The sequence below is a fragment of the Streptomyces sp. MS06 genome (assembly GCF_047200655.1).
Taxonomy (GTDB): Bacteria; Actinomycetota; Actinomycetes; order Streptomycetales; family Streptomycetaceae; genus Streptomyces.
The window spans coordinates 1-15,486 of sequence record NZ_JBJZOJ010000012.1 but is presented as its reverse complement, the minus strand read 5'-3'; the positions used below and the strand labels follow the sequence as shown (position 1 = coordinate 15,486).

Sequence of the window (15,486 nt, the reverse complement as noted above, 5' to 3'; positions counted from 1 at the left end):
ATGGCAGTTGACGCACTGACGGACGTCCGGGGCATGCGGGTCGGGCACGCGACGCACACCGGCGGCGGTCGGCTCACCGGCACCACCGTCGTCCTCGCGCCGGAGGGCGGCGCCGTCGCCGCCGTGGACGTCCGCGGGGGCGGTCCCGGCACCAAGGAGACCGACGCGCTCGATCCCCGCAACCTGGTCCGGACGGTCGAGGCGGTCGTCCTGACCGGGGGCAGCGCCTACGGGCTCGACGCGGCGTCGGGGGTGATGGCCTGGCTGGAGGAGCAGCACCGCGGGGTGCGGGTGGGCGCGGACCCCGCGCACGTCGTACCGGTGGTACCCGCCGCCTGCGTCTTCGACCTCGGGCGGGGCGGCGACTTCCGTGCCAGGCCGGACGCGGTGAGCGGCCGGGAAGCCGTCGAGGACGCGGCGGCGAGCCCACCCGGCGGCGCGGTGCCGGAGGGCTGTGTGGGCGCCGGCACGGGGGCCGTGGTCGGTGCGCTGAAGGGCGGGGTGGGCACCGCGAGCGCCGCCCTCGGCTCGGGCGTCACGGTGGCGGCGCTGGTCGTGGCCAACGCCGTGGGATCGGTGGTGGAACCGGAGACGGGCGCCCTGTACGGGGAGCTGTGCCAGGGACGTGTGCGGTACCCGGAGGAAGACGTCCATGAGGCGGCGCGGCGGCGGCTGGACGAGGCCGCACGGCAGAACGCCCCCTCACCCCTCAACACCACCCTCGCCGTGGTCGCCACGGACGCGGACTTGTCCAAGGCCCAGTGCCGGAAGCTGGCCGGCACGGCGCACGACGGCATCGCCCGCGCCGTGCGGCCGGTGCATCTGCTGAACGACGGCGACACCGTGTTCGCGCTGGCGACCGGAGCCCGCAGGCTGGACACCGACGATCCGCTCGCGTTGAACGGGATCCTGGCGGCCGGCGCGGACGTGGTGACCCGGGCGATCGTGCGGGCCGTAAGGGCCGCCGAGTCCGTCCGGGGGCCGGGCGGGGTGTGGCCGTCGTACGGAGAGCTGTACGGGGCGCCCGGAAGACGGTGAGCGCCGCCGGGAAGGCCGCGCGCCGCCGGCCGGGGAGTCAGCGTCCGCCGGCTGGGGAGTGCACCCGGCCGCACGAGCGGGCCCTTCGCCCACCGGTCCTCCGCCGTGGGAGAGCCCGACCGCGCGGGTACTCCCGAATTCCCGGCGCTCGTTTCCCGGTTCCCGGGCGGGATGTCCGACCGAGGGGCTACGGTATGCACCCACAAGGTGACATGCAGCAACGCCGGGAGATGCCTTGAGCGTTCCGTACGAGAGCGAAGCGTACGAACAACCCGAGTCGCCCGAGTCTCCGGAGGAGCATCTGGCGCGGCTCCTCGGGCGCGCGCTGAACTCCTTCGAACTGCCCGACGCCACCCTGCGGCGGCTCGATAGCGCCCTGGCTCACGACAGCGCGCTGCAGTCCGCGCACCACAGTGCGGGGCTGCACCGGGAGACATACCGGCACACGTGGCTGCTGGCCGACGGATCGGCGCTCACCCTGTGGGAGCTCGTCCACAACGCGTCCCCCGGCAGTGCACCGGAGCACGAGGTGTACACCGACGAGAACGGTCTGCACGCGGCCCGGTCCCGGCTGTTCCCGCCACCGGACACACCCGACTTCGACCTGCCGGATCTGGTGGAGCAGTGTCCGGTCCCGGAGCCCCGGAGCGCCTACGTGCCGGACGAGTCGGCAGACCACGCGCGCCGGGTACTGCGGCGTGCGGAGAATCCGGACCGGCCGGGTGGGGACACGGCCGCGCAGCTCGCCACCGCGTCCGCACACCGGATCAGCCAGGCTTTCGGGCACCCCTGCCGCGTCGGGCGGGTCGGTCGGGCGGGGTTGTGCTTCTCGCTGTACGAGCACGCCTTCCTGCTCCGCGACGGGCAGGAGGTGTCGCTCTGGGAGGTCGAGCACACGGCCACCCCGGACGGGCGTCACATGTGCGAGGTCTACGCGACGGAGCAGGCGGCGCGCGATGCGATGGAACGGCGGGCCGGGCGGGTCTCCTGAACCGGGCGCGTGCGGGCGCGTGCCGGCGGGGCAGGTACCGGCGCGCGCCCGGGAGCGGACGCGTCGAGCCGCTCGCCCGTCCGTCCCCTGGCGGGACGCCGCGCGGGACCGCGGTTCGGACCCGGCCGCGAGCCGCGAGCACCGAGCCGCGCGGCCAGCAGCCCCCAGCCAGCGACCGGCGACCAGCGACGAGCGACCGGCGACCAGCGACCAGCGACCAGCGACCAGCGACCGGCGACCGGGCAGCATCCCCGGCACCGTCGAGAGGCGTGAAGTCGAGGGTCCGGCGGCTCGGCGTCCCACACGGTGGCCGAGGTGCCGCGGCTCACCGCGGCGGCCCGGCCGGAGTGAACCGCTCCCAGTCGAAGTCCCGCAGTGCACGCAGGTTCCGCAGGGCCGGCTCCGCCGGCCCTGCGCCTCCGGACGATCCGGCATCGTCCACCGCCCAGCACTCCACGGCCACACGCACCGCCGCGCTCGCGGCCGCGGCGGCGAAGCGGAACTCCGGTGCCGCGGCCAGCCGGGCTGCGGCCTCGGCGTCACCGCCGACCGTACGCCGGGCAATCGCCTCCGCCAGGGCCTGCTCGGAGGCGTGGCAGACCTCGGCCCACACCCGCCGGAGGGCGGGGCCTGCGGTAGCCATGCGGATCAGAGTGCGTACCCACTCCCAGGAGGCCGCCGAGACCTTCCTGCCGGGCACCAGCGTCTGCTGCGCGGCGTGCCGCAACGCGTCCGGCACGTTCAGCTCCTGCGGTGCCTCCAGGACCGCTTCGGTCCAGCGCCGGGCGCCGGCCGCGTAGAGCGGGGCGACGGCCTCCTCCTTGGTCGCGAAGTAGCGGTAGAAGGTGCGTGGTGCGACGCCTGCGGCCTGCGCGATGTCCTCCGCCCGGGTGGCCCGCAGCCCGCGGGTGGCGAAAAGGTGCGCTGCCGCTCGGGCGATCGCCATCCGGGTCTCCGCCTTGCGCCGCTCGGTCAGCGACAGCGCGGTCGGCGGTGCTGCCGAGGAGGAGCCGGCGGTCGCGGGCTGGGCGGTCCCGCGCGGAGCGGGGGCGCGGAAGGGCTCCGACGGTGACCCGGTGGAAGGCGGAACGCCGGGTCCGGAGGTCGTGCTCATGTTCGGCAGGCTATGCCTCTGTGACACAATCTGCCATTCGTGGGCCACCCCGTGGTTCAGGTACGGGGTGGCCCACGTGCCAGGGCGCGACCCCGCCCGCCACCGCCTGTCCGACGGTGTGGTGGAACCGCGTGGGAGCCGGACTCCGGCACCCGGGGGGAGTGGCGCCGAAGCCCGGCTCAGGGAGAGTCCCGACGCCGGGGGGAGGACGCCTGGACTCGGTCCGCGGACCCGGGAGGGCTCCCCTCTCGCGGGCCGAACTCTTGAGCCCTGAGGTCTTGTTCCCGGGCTCGTGCGATTGAAGCGGCGTTACATCGCCATGTTTGCGCGGTCTTTCGCCACCCCGCGTACGCGGTGGGCATATCCTCCCGAGCGCAGTCCCTCCCTGCTCGGGCGGCGGAACACGTCGGCGCCACCGCCCGAACCGGGCCGTACGGCCCCCGGCAGAGCCGGTTCGGTCAGGCCACCGCGTCGAACCCGGTGTCGCGTGCCAGCTTCTTCAGTTCCAGCAGCGCGTGCTTCTCGATCTGACGGATGCGCTCCCGCGTCAGCCCGTGCTCCTTGCCCACCTCGGTCAGCGTGCGCTCGCGGCCGTCATCGATGCCGTAGCGCATCTTGATGATGGACGCAGTGCGCTGGTCGAGACGGCCGATCAGGTCGTCCAGTTCCTCGCTGCGCAGCAGGGTGAGCACCGACTGCTCAGGCGACACGGCGGAGGTGTCCTCCAACAGGTCGCCGAACTGGGTCTCGCCCTCGTCGTCGACGGACATGTTCAGAGAGACCGGGTCGCGGGCCCAGTCCAGAACGTCGGTCACGCGCTCCGGCGTCGATCCGAGCTCGGCAGCCATCTCCGCGGGCTCCGGTTCGCGGCCGTTCTCCCGGTTGAACTCTCGCTGCACGCGCCGGATCCGGCCCAGCTCCTCCACGAGGTGGACGGGCAGGCGGATGGTGCGCGACTGGTCGGCTATGGAGCGGGTGATCGCCTGGCGGATCCACCAGGTGGCATACGTGGAGAACTTGAATCCCTTGCGGTAGTCGAACTTCTCCACCGCGCGGACCAGGCCGGCGTTGCCCTCCTGGATCAGGTCGAGGAGCGGCAGGCCGCTGCGGGGGTAGCGGCGGGCCACGGCCACGACCAGGCGGAGGTTGGAGCGGATGAATATCTCCTTGGCCCGCTCCCCCGCGGCCACGAGGGCCTCGAGTTCCTCGCGGGAGGCGTCCGTGGCGGACTCCGCGGACCCGCCGAGGACCTGCCGCGCGAACACACCCGCCTCGATGGTCTGCGAGAGCTCGACTTCCTTGGCGGCGTCGAGCAGCGGCGTACGCGCGATCTCGTCGAGGTACATGCCGACCAGATCGCGATCGGCGATCTCGCCGCCGGTGGCGCGAACGCTGCTTGCCGCGTCGGCCGTCTCGCCGGTGGCAGACTGACGACGGGCGACGGCACGGGTTGCCATGCGTGCTCCCCTTCGATGGTGGGTCAGCGGGTGGTCCTTCGGACACTCGGCACTCGACCGGTTTCGCATCCGGACTTGCTTCCGGGTACGCCGGTCCCGACGGGACCGGTCTCCCTTCCGGTCCCCTCGGACTCTGCTCGAGTGCCCTGCATCCATGGGAAACAACGACTGGAATCCGGACAGAATTCCCAAGCCGTCCCTCGATTTTTCCGATCATGCAGTACCCTGTCGAGCCGCAGGAGGGGACCCCGATGCCGTCAACGCACACAGAAGTACAGGTCAGGCCGGGAACCGAGGGCGATCTCGACGCCCTCACCGGCCTCTACAACCACTACGTGCGTGAGACGCCGATCACATTCGACACCGGAGCCTTCACTTCCGAGGAGCGCCGCCCCTGGCTGCTCTCCCACCCCGAAGACGGCCCGTACCGGCTGCTGGTTGCCGCGGACGCGGACTCACAGGAGATTCTGGGTTACGTCACCTCCAGCCCGTTCCGGGCCAAGCCCGCGTACGCCACCTCCGTGGAGACCACGGTGTACGTCGCGCCGCATGCCGGCGGGCGGGGCATCGGCACCCGCCTGTACCGGGCCCTCTTCGCGGCCCTGGCCGACGAGGACCTGCACCGCGCCTACGCGGGCATCACCCAGCCGAACGAGGCGTCCGTGCGACTCCACGAACGGTTCGGCTTCCGGCACACTGGTACGCACGGCGAGGTGGGCCGCAAGTTCGGCCGCTACTGGGATGTGGCCTGGTACGAGAAGCGGCTGTGACCCGTCCGGGGCGGCGCGCTCAGCCGAACTGCACCGACCGCTTGGCCAGCCCCATCCAGAACCCGTCGATCACCGACCTCTGTTCCCCGAGTTCCCCGGCAGCGTCCGCCGCACCCATGGTCACGAAGAGGGGGGCGAAGTGCTCGGTGCGGGGGTGGGCCAGCCGGCCGGCGGGTGAGGTGCGGGTGAAGTCGAGCAGCGCGTCCACGTCCGCGCCTTCCAGGGCGCGCCGACCCCAGTCGTCGAACTCGGCGGACCAGGCGGGGACACCGCCCTGGCGCAGGGCCGCCAGGTTGTGGGTGAAGAACCCGGAACCGACGATCAGCACGCCCTCGTCGCGCAGCGGGGCGAGCCGGCGGCCGATCCCCATCAGGCGGGCGGGGTCGAGGGTGGGCATGGAGACCTGCAGCACCGGGATGTCGGCGTCCGGGTACATCTCCACCAGGGGGACGTAGGCACCGTGGTCGAGGCCCCGGTCGGGGACGTCCTGCACGGGAGTACCGGGGCCGCGCAGCAGTTTCCGCACGGACTCCGCCAGCTCGGGGGCACCGGGAGCCTCGTACCGCACTCGGTAGTAGTGCTCGGGGAAGCCCCAGAAGTCGTAGACGAGGGGGACCGGGGCGGTCGCCGCGAGCGCGAGCGGCGCCTCCTCCCAGTGGGCGGAGACGACGAGCACGGCCCGGGGACGCGGCAGCGCGGCAGCCCAGTCGGCCAGTTGCCCGGGCCAGACCGGGTCGTCCGCGAGCGGCGGCGCGCCGTGACTGAGGTAGATCGCGGGCATGCGCCCCTGCGCGGCGACGGACATGGCGGCGGCTCCTTCCGAACAGTGCGCTCCAGCACGGTGCGCTTCAGCACTCCTGCACTCCTGCACTCCCGGCTATGGCTGCGGCGGACTGCGGGGACGCGATGTCACGGACCCGGCAACCAGGAGGCCGGCGGGTCGACACCCTCGGCCCCGGCGGACCGGCGGACCGGCGGACCGGCGGACCGGCGAGCACAGGAACTACTTGAATATTAAAGCTTACCGTTCCGGATGCCGACTCGACCATCTCACTCCCGGACGGCAGAAGCCCCTCGGCGCAATCCTGCGGATCGTCGCCGAGGGGCTCCGGCCCGGCGGAGCCGGGGCCGACCCGCCCCGCCTCCGTCCAGTGGAGACCGGTGCAGGGCCGGACTTTGCGTGCGTACGGGCAGGGCGTCCCCTTCCCTGCCCGTACGGCTTGTCCCGTGGGTACCTCGTTCAGTGGACGCTCAGCGGGCCTTCCGCGAGGTCGCGGCGGACCCGATGGCCCCGATGAACGGTCGGTGCGGTCGGTGCGGTCAGTGGGCGACCACCGGCACCGGCGCCTCGTCCTCGGCACCCTCACCGGCACCGGCGGCGACCGCGGCGCTGCCCGGACGGCCGGCGTTGACCAGGGTCACGACGATGGCAGAGGCCAGGACCAGCATGCCGACGGCGAGCCAGATGGCGTTGGTGTAGCCGTGCACCATGCCCTGCAGCTGGACCAGCTGCTGCTGGGACTTGGTGCTCGCGGACCCGATGTGGTCGCTGACGTAGGCGGTGGTCGCGGAGGCGGCGATGGTGTTCAGCAGGGCCGTCCCGATCGCGCCGCCCACCTGCTGCGAGGTGTTGACCATCGCGGAGGCGACACCGGCGTCCCGGGGCTCGACGCCCAGGGTCGCCAGCGACATGGCCGGCATGAAGGCCGTACCCATGCCGAGGCCGAGCAGCACCATCGCCGGCAGGATGGTCGGAGCGTACGAGGAGCCGATCTCCAGCTGCGTCAGCAGGAACATGCCGGAGGCGGCGACCAGGAAGCCGGGCCCCATCAGCGCACGCGCCGGAACCCGGGTCATCAGCCGGGCACCGATCTGCGTGGAGCCGACCATCATGCCGAGCACCATCGGCAGGAAGGCGAAGCCCGTGGTGATCGGCGTGTACCCCTTCACGACCTGCAGGTAGTAGGTCAGGAAGAGGAAGGTGCCGAACATCGCGACGATCGCGATACCGAGCGACAGGTAGATACCGCCGCGGTTGCGGTCGGTGACCACGCGGAGCGGCAGCAGCGGGGCCTTGACCCTGGACTCGGTGACGACGAACGCCACCAGCAGCACCACGGACGCGACGAACAGGCCGACGGTGATGGTGTCGGACCAGCCGTGCGACTCGGCGCGGGTGAACCCGTACACGAGCGAGACCAGGCCGAGGGTGGACAGCAGGACGCCCGGGATGTCGAGCGGGGAGCGGTTGCGGCCGCCCTCGGGCTCACGGATGACGAAGTAGGCGCCGGCCGCGGCGATCATGGCGAACGGGATGTTGACGTAGAACGTCCAGCGCCAGTCCAGGTACTCGGTGAGCACACCGCCGAGGATGAAACCGACGGCACCGCCACCACCGGCGATGGCACCGTAGATGCCGAATGCCTTGGCCCGCTCCTTGGCGTCCGTGAACATCACGGCGAGCAGGGACAGGGCGGCGGGGGCGAGCATCGCACCGAACACACCCTGGAGGGCACGGGCGCCGAACATCATGGCGCCACTGGTCGCGGCACCGCCCAGCGCGGAGGCGGCGGCGAAGCCGGTGAGGCCGATGACGAACGCGCGCTTGCGGCCCCACAGGTCGGCGACACGGCCTCCGAACAGGAGGAGACCACCGAAGGCGAGCGCGTAGGCCGTGACGACCCACTGGCGGTTGCCGACGGATATGCCCAGGTCGTGCTGGGCGGAAGGCAGCGCGATGTTCACGATGGTGGCGTCGAGGACCACCATCAGCTGGGCGAGCGCGATGAAGACGAGCGCCTTCCAGCGGTTGGCGTCACCGGACTGCGCCGGTGCGCCGGAAGCCTTGACGGCTGTTTCGGACATGGGAGTACCCACTTCGGGACTTCGTGACGGAAAAGGTTCTTGGTACTGGGTGAAGCGTGGTGGAACCAGGTGAAGCGCGGTGGAACGGGGCGGAGCGGGATGCTCCGCAGGTCGGGTCGTCGGCGTCGGCCTTCGTGATGGTGCGTACGGACTGGTGGTGGGCCGGGGAGGGATCGGGTGCCGTCGGCCGGTCGCGGACGACGGCCGTGGTGGGTGGATTCGGTGTGGCGTTCGCCGGTGCCGCCCGTGCCGCCCCCGCCGTCAGTACTGACGGACGGGGTGCGCGGAACTCATCGCTCTGAAGCGCTCACGCCGGGGGCCGCGGCTCAGCTGGTTTCTTCTCGGATCGCATCGGATCAGGCTTGGCGGAGATCCTCCATGGTCAGGGCCGTACCCGGCAGGACGGACCGGGCCGGCGCCCGCAGCCCGTCCAGGAAGAGCTGGAGATGACGGTGGACGAAGGGGTCTATGTCGAAACACGCGGTCCCGGCCGGGGGCCTGCTGAGCTGAGCGACGGCGACGAGGAGGTCGCCGAGAGACACGTCGCGGCGGAGCTGACCGGCCGTCCTGGCACGGTCCATGATCTCCTCGACGAGGCTCTCGCAGCTCCCGCGGGCGGCCTCCAGGTCGGGGTGGTGTGAATCGAACGCGCTGGAGACCATCGGGCACAGTGCGCTGATCCGCACGTCCGCAGCAGTGTGCACGAAGCGTTCCAGAGCCTCGAAGGCGTCCCCGGTCTCCGCGAGCGCGTCCTCGGCCGCTGCGGCCATGCGGTCCATGACCGAGCAGACGACCTCACGCACCAGCGCGTCGCGGTCCGGGAAGTTGCGGTACACCGTGGCGTTGCCGACGCCGGCCCGGCGAGCGATCTCGTCCAGCGGCACATCGGGGCCGAACTCGACGAACATCTCCCGCGCGGCGGCGACGATCCGCTCCCGGTTGCGCAGGGCGTCGGCGCGCGGCCGGCTCGCCTTGCGCGGTTCGGGAAGGGCGGTCTGCACGGCGTACTCCAGAGAATCGATGGTGCTGCGATCCGGGGAGCCAGTCCCCGTTTCGCGCGGACACCTGTCTAAACGGGGAAGACCTCCCCGGTTATTTCCCACCGCCCACCCGATTCCTGTGACCCGCACCACACCCGGCGGCCCACTTCCCCAGCCCTCCCCCTCCTTCCCTCCCCGCCCCCCTGCCCTTCTCCCTACTCCCTACTCTCCCTTCTCCCCGCTCTCCCTTCTCCCCGCTCTCCCTTCTCCCCGCTCTCCCTTCTCCCCGCTCTCCCTTCTCCCTCCCCCCTCCCCCCTCCCGACCAGCGAGAACCGCACGATCGGCCCCCTCCAACGCGCGCGGCCACCGCCCCCGGCACAGGGTGATCGCAAGGGGTGCAGCCGGACATACGCGTGCTGCCCGGAGCGAAAGGCCCTGCATGCAGCCGCAGCCCGAGCGAGCGAGGCAGTCCCCGGGACGCCGTCGCATATGCCCGCACCGGGTCGCCGCCCTCGCCTTCGTGACCGCACTCACCCTCGCGGTCAGCACCTCCGCCCAGACGTCCAGCCCGGAGCCGGGCCCCACGGCCGCCGGCCCCGTCGCACCCGCGGCCCGCTCAGCCGGCCTCACCCCCTGCAGGATCAGCGGCGACAGAGCAGTGCAGATGTCGGAGGGGGTGCCGACTTCCGGCGGCTACGCCCGCTCCACCGGCACCGTGCACGCCCTCACCCTGATGGTCGACTTCCCGGACGCCCAGGGCCAGGGCAGCGCCATGGACCGCTTCCACGAGTTCTTCCCGCAGACCCGCAGGTGGTTCCGCACCAGCTCCTACGGCCGCCTCGACTACCGCCCCGAAGCCCCCATCACCCACTGGCTGCGCATGCCGAAGCCGTTCTCGGCATACGACATAGGGCGCGGTGCTCCTTTCGACCCGGGATACCGCGAGCTGGTCCAGGACATCGTCGCCGCCGCCGACGCGAAGGTGGACTTCCAGGACTACGACATCCTCAACGTCCTGGTCACCCCCAACGCCGGTCCCTCCGCCCTGGACACGGTCCTCTCCGTCACCTTCGCCGGCAACAAGGAGGCGCCCGTCGCGGACGGCGTCCCGGTGGCCAACGCCTCGTTCGTCTACTCCCGCCAGGACGACGGCTCCGGCTCCTACGGCCGCACCGGCTACCGCGTCCTGCCGCACGAGAACGGGCACACCTTCGGCCTGCCCGACCTGTACACCGCCGAAGGCGGGGGCGCGGTCGGCCACTGGGACATCATGAGCGAGGACTGGGGCGCCGACAACGACCTGCTGGGCTGGCACAAGTGGAAGCTGGGCTGGCTGGACGACGACCAGATCGACTGCGTGTCGAACCCCGGCAGCACCGAGTACACCCTCACCCCGCTGGCCAGGCCCGGCGGCCGGAAACTGGTTTTCGTCCCGCTCAGCGACCACACCGGCTACGCCGCCGAAGTGCGCACCCGCGAGGGCAACGACGAGGCGGTCTGCCGACCGGGCGTACTGATCTACCGGGTGGACGCGGACGTCGACACCGGCATGGGGCCGGTGAAGGTCTACGACTCCCGCCGGGACAGCGGCGGCTGCACCCGCAGCCCGAACGTCCACGCCGAACTCTCCGACGCGGCCTTCACCCCCGGCGAGACCTTCGAGGACCCGGCGCGGGGAGTCCGCATCACCGTCGCCGGTACCGACCTGTCGGGCCACTACCGGATACGGGTGACGCGCAGACCGCCGTGAGCACGGGACCGACGGGGCGGCTGCCCACGCCGCGGGCCGACCACCCCGGAAAACGCTGGACTGCTGGTCAGGGCACCTGCCAGGGTCCGCCTCATGGAGATACTCGACGTCCTGACCAGCATGGCGGAGACAAGCCGACTGGGCCCGGTGTTCAGCGGAGCCGACTGGAACGACATGACCGCAGCACTCGGCGAGCCATGCCATGGAACGTCGGCGCAGTGAGCCGGAGCAGAGAGTGGCCGAGGCTCTTCGCCTACGGGGACCTGGAGCTGAGCGCACGCATCCGAACGTGCGCGACAGCTCAGCCGCCCGCGCGTCGGTGGGCCTCACAGAGCCTCCGTCAACTTGAAGTCGCAGGTGAAAGGTCTGGTGTGACTCGTGCCCGGGGCGCTCACCCTGGTCGTAGGCGGGAGTCTGTGGGGAAGATCGTCCGCCAAGGGGTGGTTCGCGGCCCCATGCCGGTTCTGCCGATGGCGTTGGGCTGTTTCATTCGGATCTTGCGAGGCTTGTCATACTGCCCGGATGGATACGCAAGGCGTGGAGGCGGCACGGCGTTGGCTGGCTGATCAGGGCATCCACCAGGTACGCGACGGGTGGGTGAGCGACGAGAAGCCGGACGTGCTGCTCACCGCCAACCAAGTGGCACATTCTTGGGCCGGTGATGTGTTCGCCGAGGACCTGAGTACAGCCGACCAGGTGCGATTGGCCTTCGGACTGCTGGATCTCCTCGACGATTACTGGGTCACCTGCGAGATCCGATTCGCGGACGGGAGCGGAGAGGGCCCCTTGCCGGCCGACGTCCTATGGGGCGGCTACCGTCAGCGGCTGGAGGCGGACCGGGACGTCGAGGCCGTTACCTACTCGCTGTGGGTGGATTGGTTCGAGGACCACACCACTTCCGCGACGGCTTTCGCCGAGGTCATCGGAAAGGACATCGACCGAGTAGTGGCCGAGCGATCGGAAGCCCTGCTCCGCCGGGCCCGTCGGGTTTTGGAGTGTTCGGGCCCGGTGCGCTGGACTGTGAAGGAGCCGACATACCGCACCGCCGCGCGGCTTCCCGCCCTGCACTCAGCTCTCTTCCTCGGTCTTCGGGCGAGCTTCCACGACGTCTACGGTGACCTGGAACCGGCCGCTGCACTGGCCCTCCTCGACCAGCTAAGCCTTCCCATGAACACCCAATACCTTGCCGAACTGCGGCACGTACTTGCCGCAGGGCACACAAACCACGACCGCAGTCCCGGTGCCTGGGGCGATGCGGTTCGCTCCTGCTCAGGTAGCTGAACTGTCCGCTTCCTGTTCGCTACGCCTCGGCTACCTTCTACGATCCGGTGCATGTTGGATCCCGAGTTGCTGGAACGGATCACCGCGCGGCGCGCGGAGCTGGATGAACTCGAAGAACAGCTGGTCAAGCAGCTGGCGGACGTGCGGGCCGAGCGGGACGAACTCGCTGTCGCCGAACGTGTCCTTGAACGGATGACCGGGCAGCTCGCCCAGGAACGCGCCTCCGCCCGGCCGATGCCCGGGCAGGTGGGCGGCCGGGCGGTGATGCTGATCCCGCACCGCGAACCGGGAGTGGAGGAGGACGCGCTGCCGTGGGACTACCAGCGCATCATCACCGCCGTGCGGCAGGCCGCCGGACCGGTCATGGCCCGCGAGGTCGGCGAGGTAGTGGGGGTGGACGTCAGCGTGAAGGCCAAGCTGGAACCGCTCCGCAGCAAGCTGGTCAGACTCGTCGACCGCGGCTGGCTCCGGAACTGCCCGACGGCCGGTTCACCACCCGCCTGTGACCAGCAACACCGCCACTCGGAGCGGCCCGGAAACAGGGTAACCAGGGTGCCCCCAGCGGCCGTTGGAATTGTGTGACGAACACCGAAGAGCACGCCGAAGACACCTACCCGCTTGTCTACCAGTGCCGCCTGCCGCTGTCCACGCGCACCGTCAACCACCTCGCCGACCTGCTACGACGGCATCTGAGGGCGATCCGGTCCCGGTGGCGGATCCTGCCGCCCGGGAAGATCGCGGTGATCGTCCTGGCCGTACTGCGTCACGACCAGCGCCTGGCCAACATGGCCGGCGGCAACGGCGTCTCCGAGTCCACCGTCCGCCGCTGGCGCGACGAGCTGATCGGACTGCTCGCCGCCCAGGCCCCGCGCCTGGACCGCGCCCTGAAAAAGATCGCCAGGCAGGGCGGGGAGGTGGTCCTGATCGACGGCACCCTCATCCGCACCAGGCGCCGCACCGGCAAGGCCGACCGGCGCAACTACTCCGGCAAGCACCGCAGCCACGGCCTGCACTTCCTCGCCCTGACCGACGAGAAGGGCCGCCTGATCTGGATATCCGCCGCCCGGCCCGGCCGCACCCACGACGACAACACCGCCGCCCGCCACGACCACATCCTGGCCCACCTGCGCGCCGCCGGCCTCGGAGCGTTGGCCGACCTCGGCTTCCGCGGCCTGGACAACGACGTCCTCGACCCCGTGGTCGTCACCGGCTACGCCGCCAGCCGCACCCACAAGCTCACCCCAGGCGAGAAGGAAGCCAACCGCGTCCTTGCCGTCGGACGCGCACCGGTCGAACACGGCTTCGCGCACCTCAAGAACTGGCCGATCCTCACCAAGCTTCGCACCGACCCCGCGCGCGCCACACAACTCCTGCGCGCCCTGCTCGTCCTGACGAACCTCGAAGTCAACCGCTGACGGATGATCTACTCCGAGGACTCCCGCCCACGACCAGCATGGACGCTCCGAGGACCGGTCACACCAGCCCTTTGACCTGCGACTTCAAGTTGGCGGAGGCTCACACACCACCTCGTCAACTTGATTCGGAGTGCGGGTGGTTGGGGGGTGGACGCTGGTCCGCCCCGGCGGCGAACCAGCGATTCCTGCCCTGCTCCGCAGGAGCTTCGTTTCCTTCCCCGGCTGAAGCCGGGGGTATCCACGAAGAAAGGCCCTGATGAAGTCTTCACAGGACAGCGGGAACCAGGGCCTCGGCCCGCTGACGCTCGCGACTCCGTCGTTCGCGGCGACCGCCGGCTGAGGCATCGTCTGCGCCCGCAACCTGACGTACCCGGTCTGGGGCTGGGAGCTCTACCCGACGGACGCCTGGGGCGGCCCGAGCCCGGCCGGCGCGGTCACGCTGCACTTCTTCTCCGGTGTCGTGGCCTTCTTCGCCCTGCCGTGGGTGGTCGTACGGATCACCGAGTGGCAGCGGGCCGCCGTACGCCGGTTCGCAGTCGGGTGACAGCGGCCCCGCCCCGATGTGGGGCAGCACTCACGCGAGTCCCCCACGACCGCCACGACCGCCACGACGAAGGGGCACCCCTGCTGAGCCCCACCGCCTGACCATCCCGGCACCACCCACCCACACCAGCGCCCGCCGGAGCCCCGATCCGGTACGCTGTAGACCGAGCGCCCCGGCGGGCGCTGCGGCATGTCAGCAGGCCAGCCTGCTCACGCCACAGCGGTCGCCCCCAGGACGCTCAGGGCTTGACAGAGACCTGGTCACGGGCACTTCACCGGGTTCCGTCCAGGGTTTCGATCAAGCCCCGCCTTCGTAGCTCAGGGGATAGAGCACCGCTCTCCTAAAGCGGGTGTCGCAGGTTCGAATCCTGCCGGGGGCACCAGCGGAAAGGCCCCGGACCGATCTTGGTCCGGGGCTTTTGACATCCACATCGACATCAACGTGGGCGGTCACCCGTGGCCAGGGTGCCTCTTCCTCAGCAGCCGGTCCATGTGGCTCATGGCCTCCCGCTGGGTGTCCTGCACGACGTGCGTGTAGACGTCCATGGTGATGCTGATCTGGGAGTGCCCCAGGATCTCCATCACCACGCGGGGCGCCACTCCCGCCGCCGTGAGGAGCGTGGCCGTGCCGTGCCGGGCGTCGTGCAGCCGGATCACGCGGAGGCCGGCCGACTCGGCGACGCGGGTGAAGGAACGGAAGAGGTTGCGCGGCTCGATGGGGCGGCCGGTCCGGGTGGCGAAGACGTAGTCGGAGTCCTGCCGCTTCTCCCCCGCCTTGCCGCGAGCCGTAGGCTGCCTCAGGCGGTGTCGGCGCAGCGACGCGATACAGAGAGCGGGCAAGGGGACGGCACGGCGACGGCGGCTCTTGGGGTCGTCGTCGTACAGGACGCCACGGCGCCGCTGCACCTGATGACGGACGTAGAGCACGCGGTTGCCGAGGTCAAGGCCCGCCGGCACGTAGCCCATCGGGTCGACAACCAGCCCATGCGTAAAAGCCCTGTTGGTCCCGCAGGACGCCGGTATGTGGCATCGCGGCGACTGTCGATGCGGGGACGCGCTTACTCGCGTTGCCGCTTGGATCTCTCCCAGGCCGCAGCCCCTCCCTGATCTCCCTTTACGCCCTTCCGTATCAGAGACAGACTGGTGGGCGGCCTGTTCGCCGGTGCTTCAACCCCCTCCCCGGGTCGGCAGAGCCCTGAAGGTCGCCCCCTGGTGGGGCCCGGGATCGGAGAAAAGGAAGCACCATGAGACGCTCCACGCTGCTCACTCGCACACTGGGCA

13 protein-coding genes, 1 tRNA gene and 2 pseudogenes are annotated in these 15,486 nt (G+C 70.9%); 10 read left to right on the top strand and 6 right to left on the bottom strand.

Features of this window, described 5'->3' with window-relative positions:
* A complete protein-coding gene (locus ACL02U_RS08340; RefSeq protein WP_412790024.1) occupies positions 1 to 1,038 on the top strand; it encodes a P1 family peptidase in 1,038 nt (345 codons plus the stop codon).
* A 235-nt stretch (positions 1,039 to 1,273) separates the two neighbouring features.
* Positions 1,274 to 2,029 carry a DUF6227 family protein gene (locus ACL02U_RS08335; RefSeq protein WP_412790023.1) on the top strand — a complete coding sequence of 252 codons (756 nt, stop codon included), beginning with the start codon at positions 1,274 to 1,276 and terminating at the stop codon, positions 2,027 to 2,029.
* A 325-nt stretch (positions 2,030 to 2,354) separates the two neighbouring features.
* On the opposite strand, the gene ACL02U_RS08330 is transcribed toward ACL02U_RS08335, so the two are convergent.
* Complete coding sequence (locus ACL02U_RS08330; protein ID WP_412790022.1) at positions 2,355 to 3,143, bottom strand: TetR/AcrR family transcriptional regulator; 789 nt, start codon at positions 3,141 to 3,143, stop codon at positions 2,355 to 2,357.
* 458 nt (positions 3,144 to 3,601) lie between these two features.
* Positions 3,602 to 4,600 carry an RNA polymerase sigma factor RpoD/SigA gene (locus ACL02U_RS08325; RefSeq protein ID WP_412790021.1) on the bottom strand — a complete coding sequence of 333 codons (999 nt, stop codon included), beginning with the start codon at positions 4,598 to 4,600 and terminating at the stop codon, positions 3,602 to 3,604.
* A 251-nt stretch (positions 4,601 to 4,851) separates the two neighbouring features.
* Here ACL02U_RS08325 and ACL02U_RS08320 point away from each other — a divergent pair, with 251 nt between their 5' ends.
* Positions 4,852 to 5,370, top strand: a complete 519-nt coding sequence (locus tag ACL02U_RS08320; protein WP_412790020.1) for an N-acetyltransferase family protein — start codon at positions 4,852 to 4,854, stop codon at positions 5,368 to 5,370.
* A gap of 19 nt (positions 5,371 to 5,389) precedes the next feature.
* Here the strand turns inward: ACL02U_RS08320 and ACL02U_RS08315 are convergent, their stop codons facing one another.
* Positions 5,390 to 6,151, bottom strand: a complete 762-nt coding sequence (locus ACL02U_RS08315) for a dioxygenase (RefSeq protein WP_412790120.1) — start codon at positions 6,149 to 6,151, stop codon at positions 5,390 to 5,392.
* Positions 6,152 to 6,413: 262 nt separating this feature from the next.
* Between ACL02U_RS08315 and ACL02U_RS08310 the strand changes: the two are divergent.
* Positions 6,414 to 6,518: pseudogene (locus ACL02U_RS08310) on the top strand (MarR family transcriptional regulator); the annotation flags it as partial.
* 172 nt (positions 6,519 to 6,690) lie between these two features.
* Here ACL02U_RS08310 and ACL02U_RS08305 read toward each other — a convergent pair.
* Both ACL02U_RS08305 and ACL02U_RS08300 read right to left on the bottom strand, forming a co-directional pair.
* Positions 6,691 to 8,235 carry an MFS transporter gene (locus ACL02U_RS08305; RefSeq protein WP_412790019.1) on the bottom strand — a complete coding sequence of 515 codons (1,545 nt, stop codon included), beginning with the start codon at positions 8,233 to 8,235 and terminating at the stop codon, positions 6,691 to 6,693.
* 356 nt (positions 8,236 to 8,591) lie between these two features.
* Positions 8,592 to 9,236 (bottom strand): TetR/AcrR family transcriptional regulator, encoded by a 645-nt coding sequence (locus ACL02U_RS08300; RefSeq protein WP_412790018.1) that lies wholly within the window; start codon positions 9,234 to 9,236, stop codon positions 8,592 to 8,594.
* Positions 9,237 to 9,655: 419 nt separating this feature from the next.
* Here ACL02U_RS08300 and ACL02U_RS08295 point away from each other — a divergent pair, with 419 nt between their 5' ends.
* The 6 genes from ACL02U_RS08295 (at position 9,656) to ACL02U_RS08270 (ending at position 14,588) form a co-directional block, all read left to right on the top strand.
* Entirely contained in the window at positions 9,656 to 10,966 is a 1,311-nt protein-coding gene (locus tag ACL02U_RS08295) for a M6 family metalloprotease domain-containing protein (protein ID WP_412790017.1), read from the top strand.
* Between the two features lie 93 nt (positions 10,967 to 11,059).
* Entirely contained in the window at positions 11,060 to 11,188 is a 129-nt protein-coding gene (locus ACL02U_RS08290; RefSeq protein WP_412790016.1) for a hypothetical protein, read from the top strand.
* Between the two features lie 300 nt (positions 11,189 to 11,488).
* Entirely contained in the window at positions 11,489 to 12,247 is a 759-nt protein-coding gene (locus ACL02U_RS08285) for a hypothetical protein (protein ID WP_412790015.1), read from the top strand.
* A 51-nt stretch (positions 12,248 to 12,298) separates the two neighbouring features.
* Positions 12,299 to 12,829 carry a hypothetical protein gene (locus ACL02U_RS08280; RefSeq protein ID WP_412790014.1) on the top strand — a complete coding sequence of 177 codons (531 nt, stop codon included), beginning with the start codon at positions 12,299 to 12,301 and terminating at the stop codon, positions 12,827 to 12,829.
* Positions 12,826 to 13,662, top strand: coding sequence for a transposase family protein (locus ACL02U_RS08275; RefSeq protein WP_412790013.1), 837 nt, complete (start codon positions 12,826 to 12,828; stop codon positions 13,660 to 13,662). The genes ACL02U_RS08280 and ACL02U_RS08275 overlap by 4 nt, the downstream gene beginning before the upstream one ends.
* An 850-nt stretch (positions 13,663 to 14,512) precedes the next feature.
* Positions 14,513 to 14,588: transfer RNA gene (locus ACL02U_RS08270), tRNA-Arg, on the top strand.
* Positions 14,589 to 14,655: 67 nt separating this feature from the next.
* Here the strand turns inward: ACL02U_RS08270 and ACL02U_RS08265 are convergent.
* Positions 14,656 to 15,150: pseudogene (locus ACL02U_RS08265) on the bottom strand (tyrosine-type recombinase/integrase); the annotation flags it as partial.
* Positions 15,151 to 15,486 lie beyond the last annotated feature (336 nt).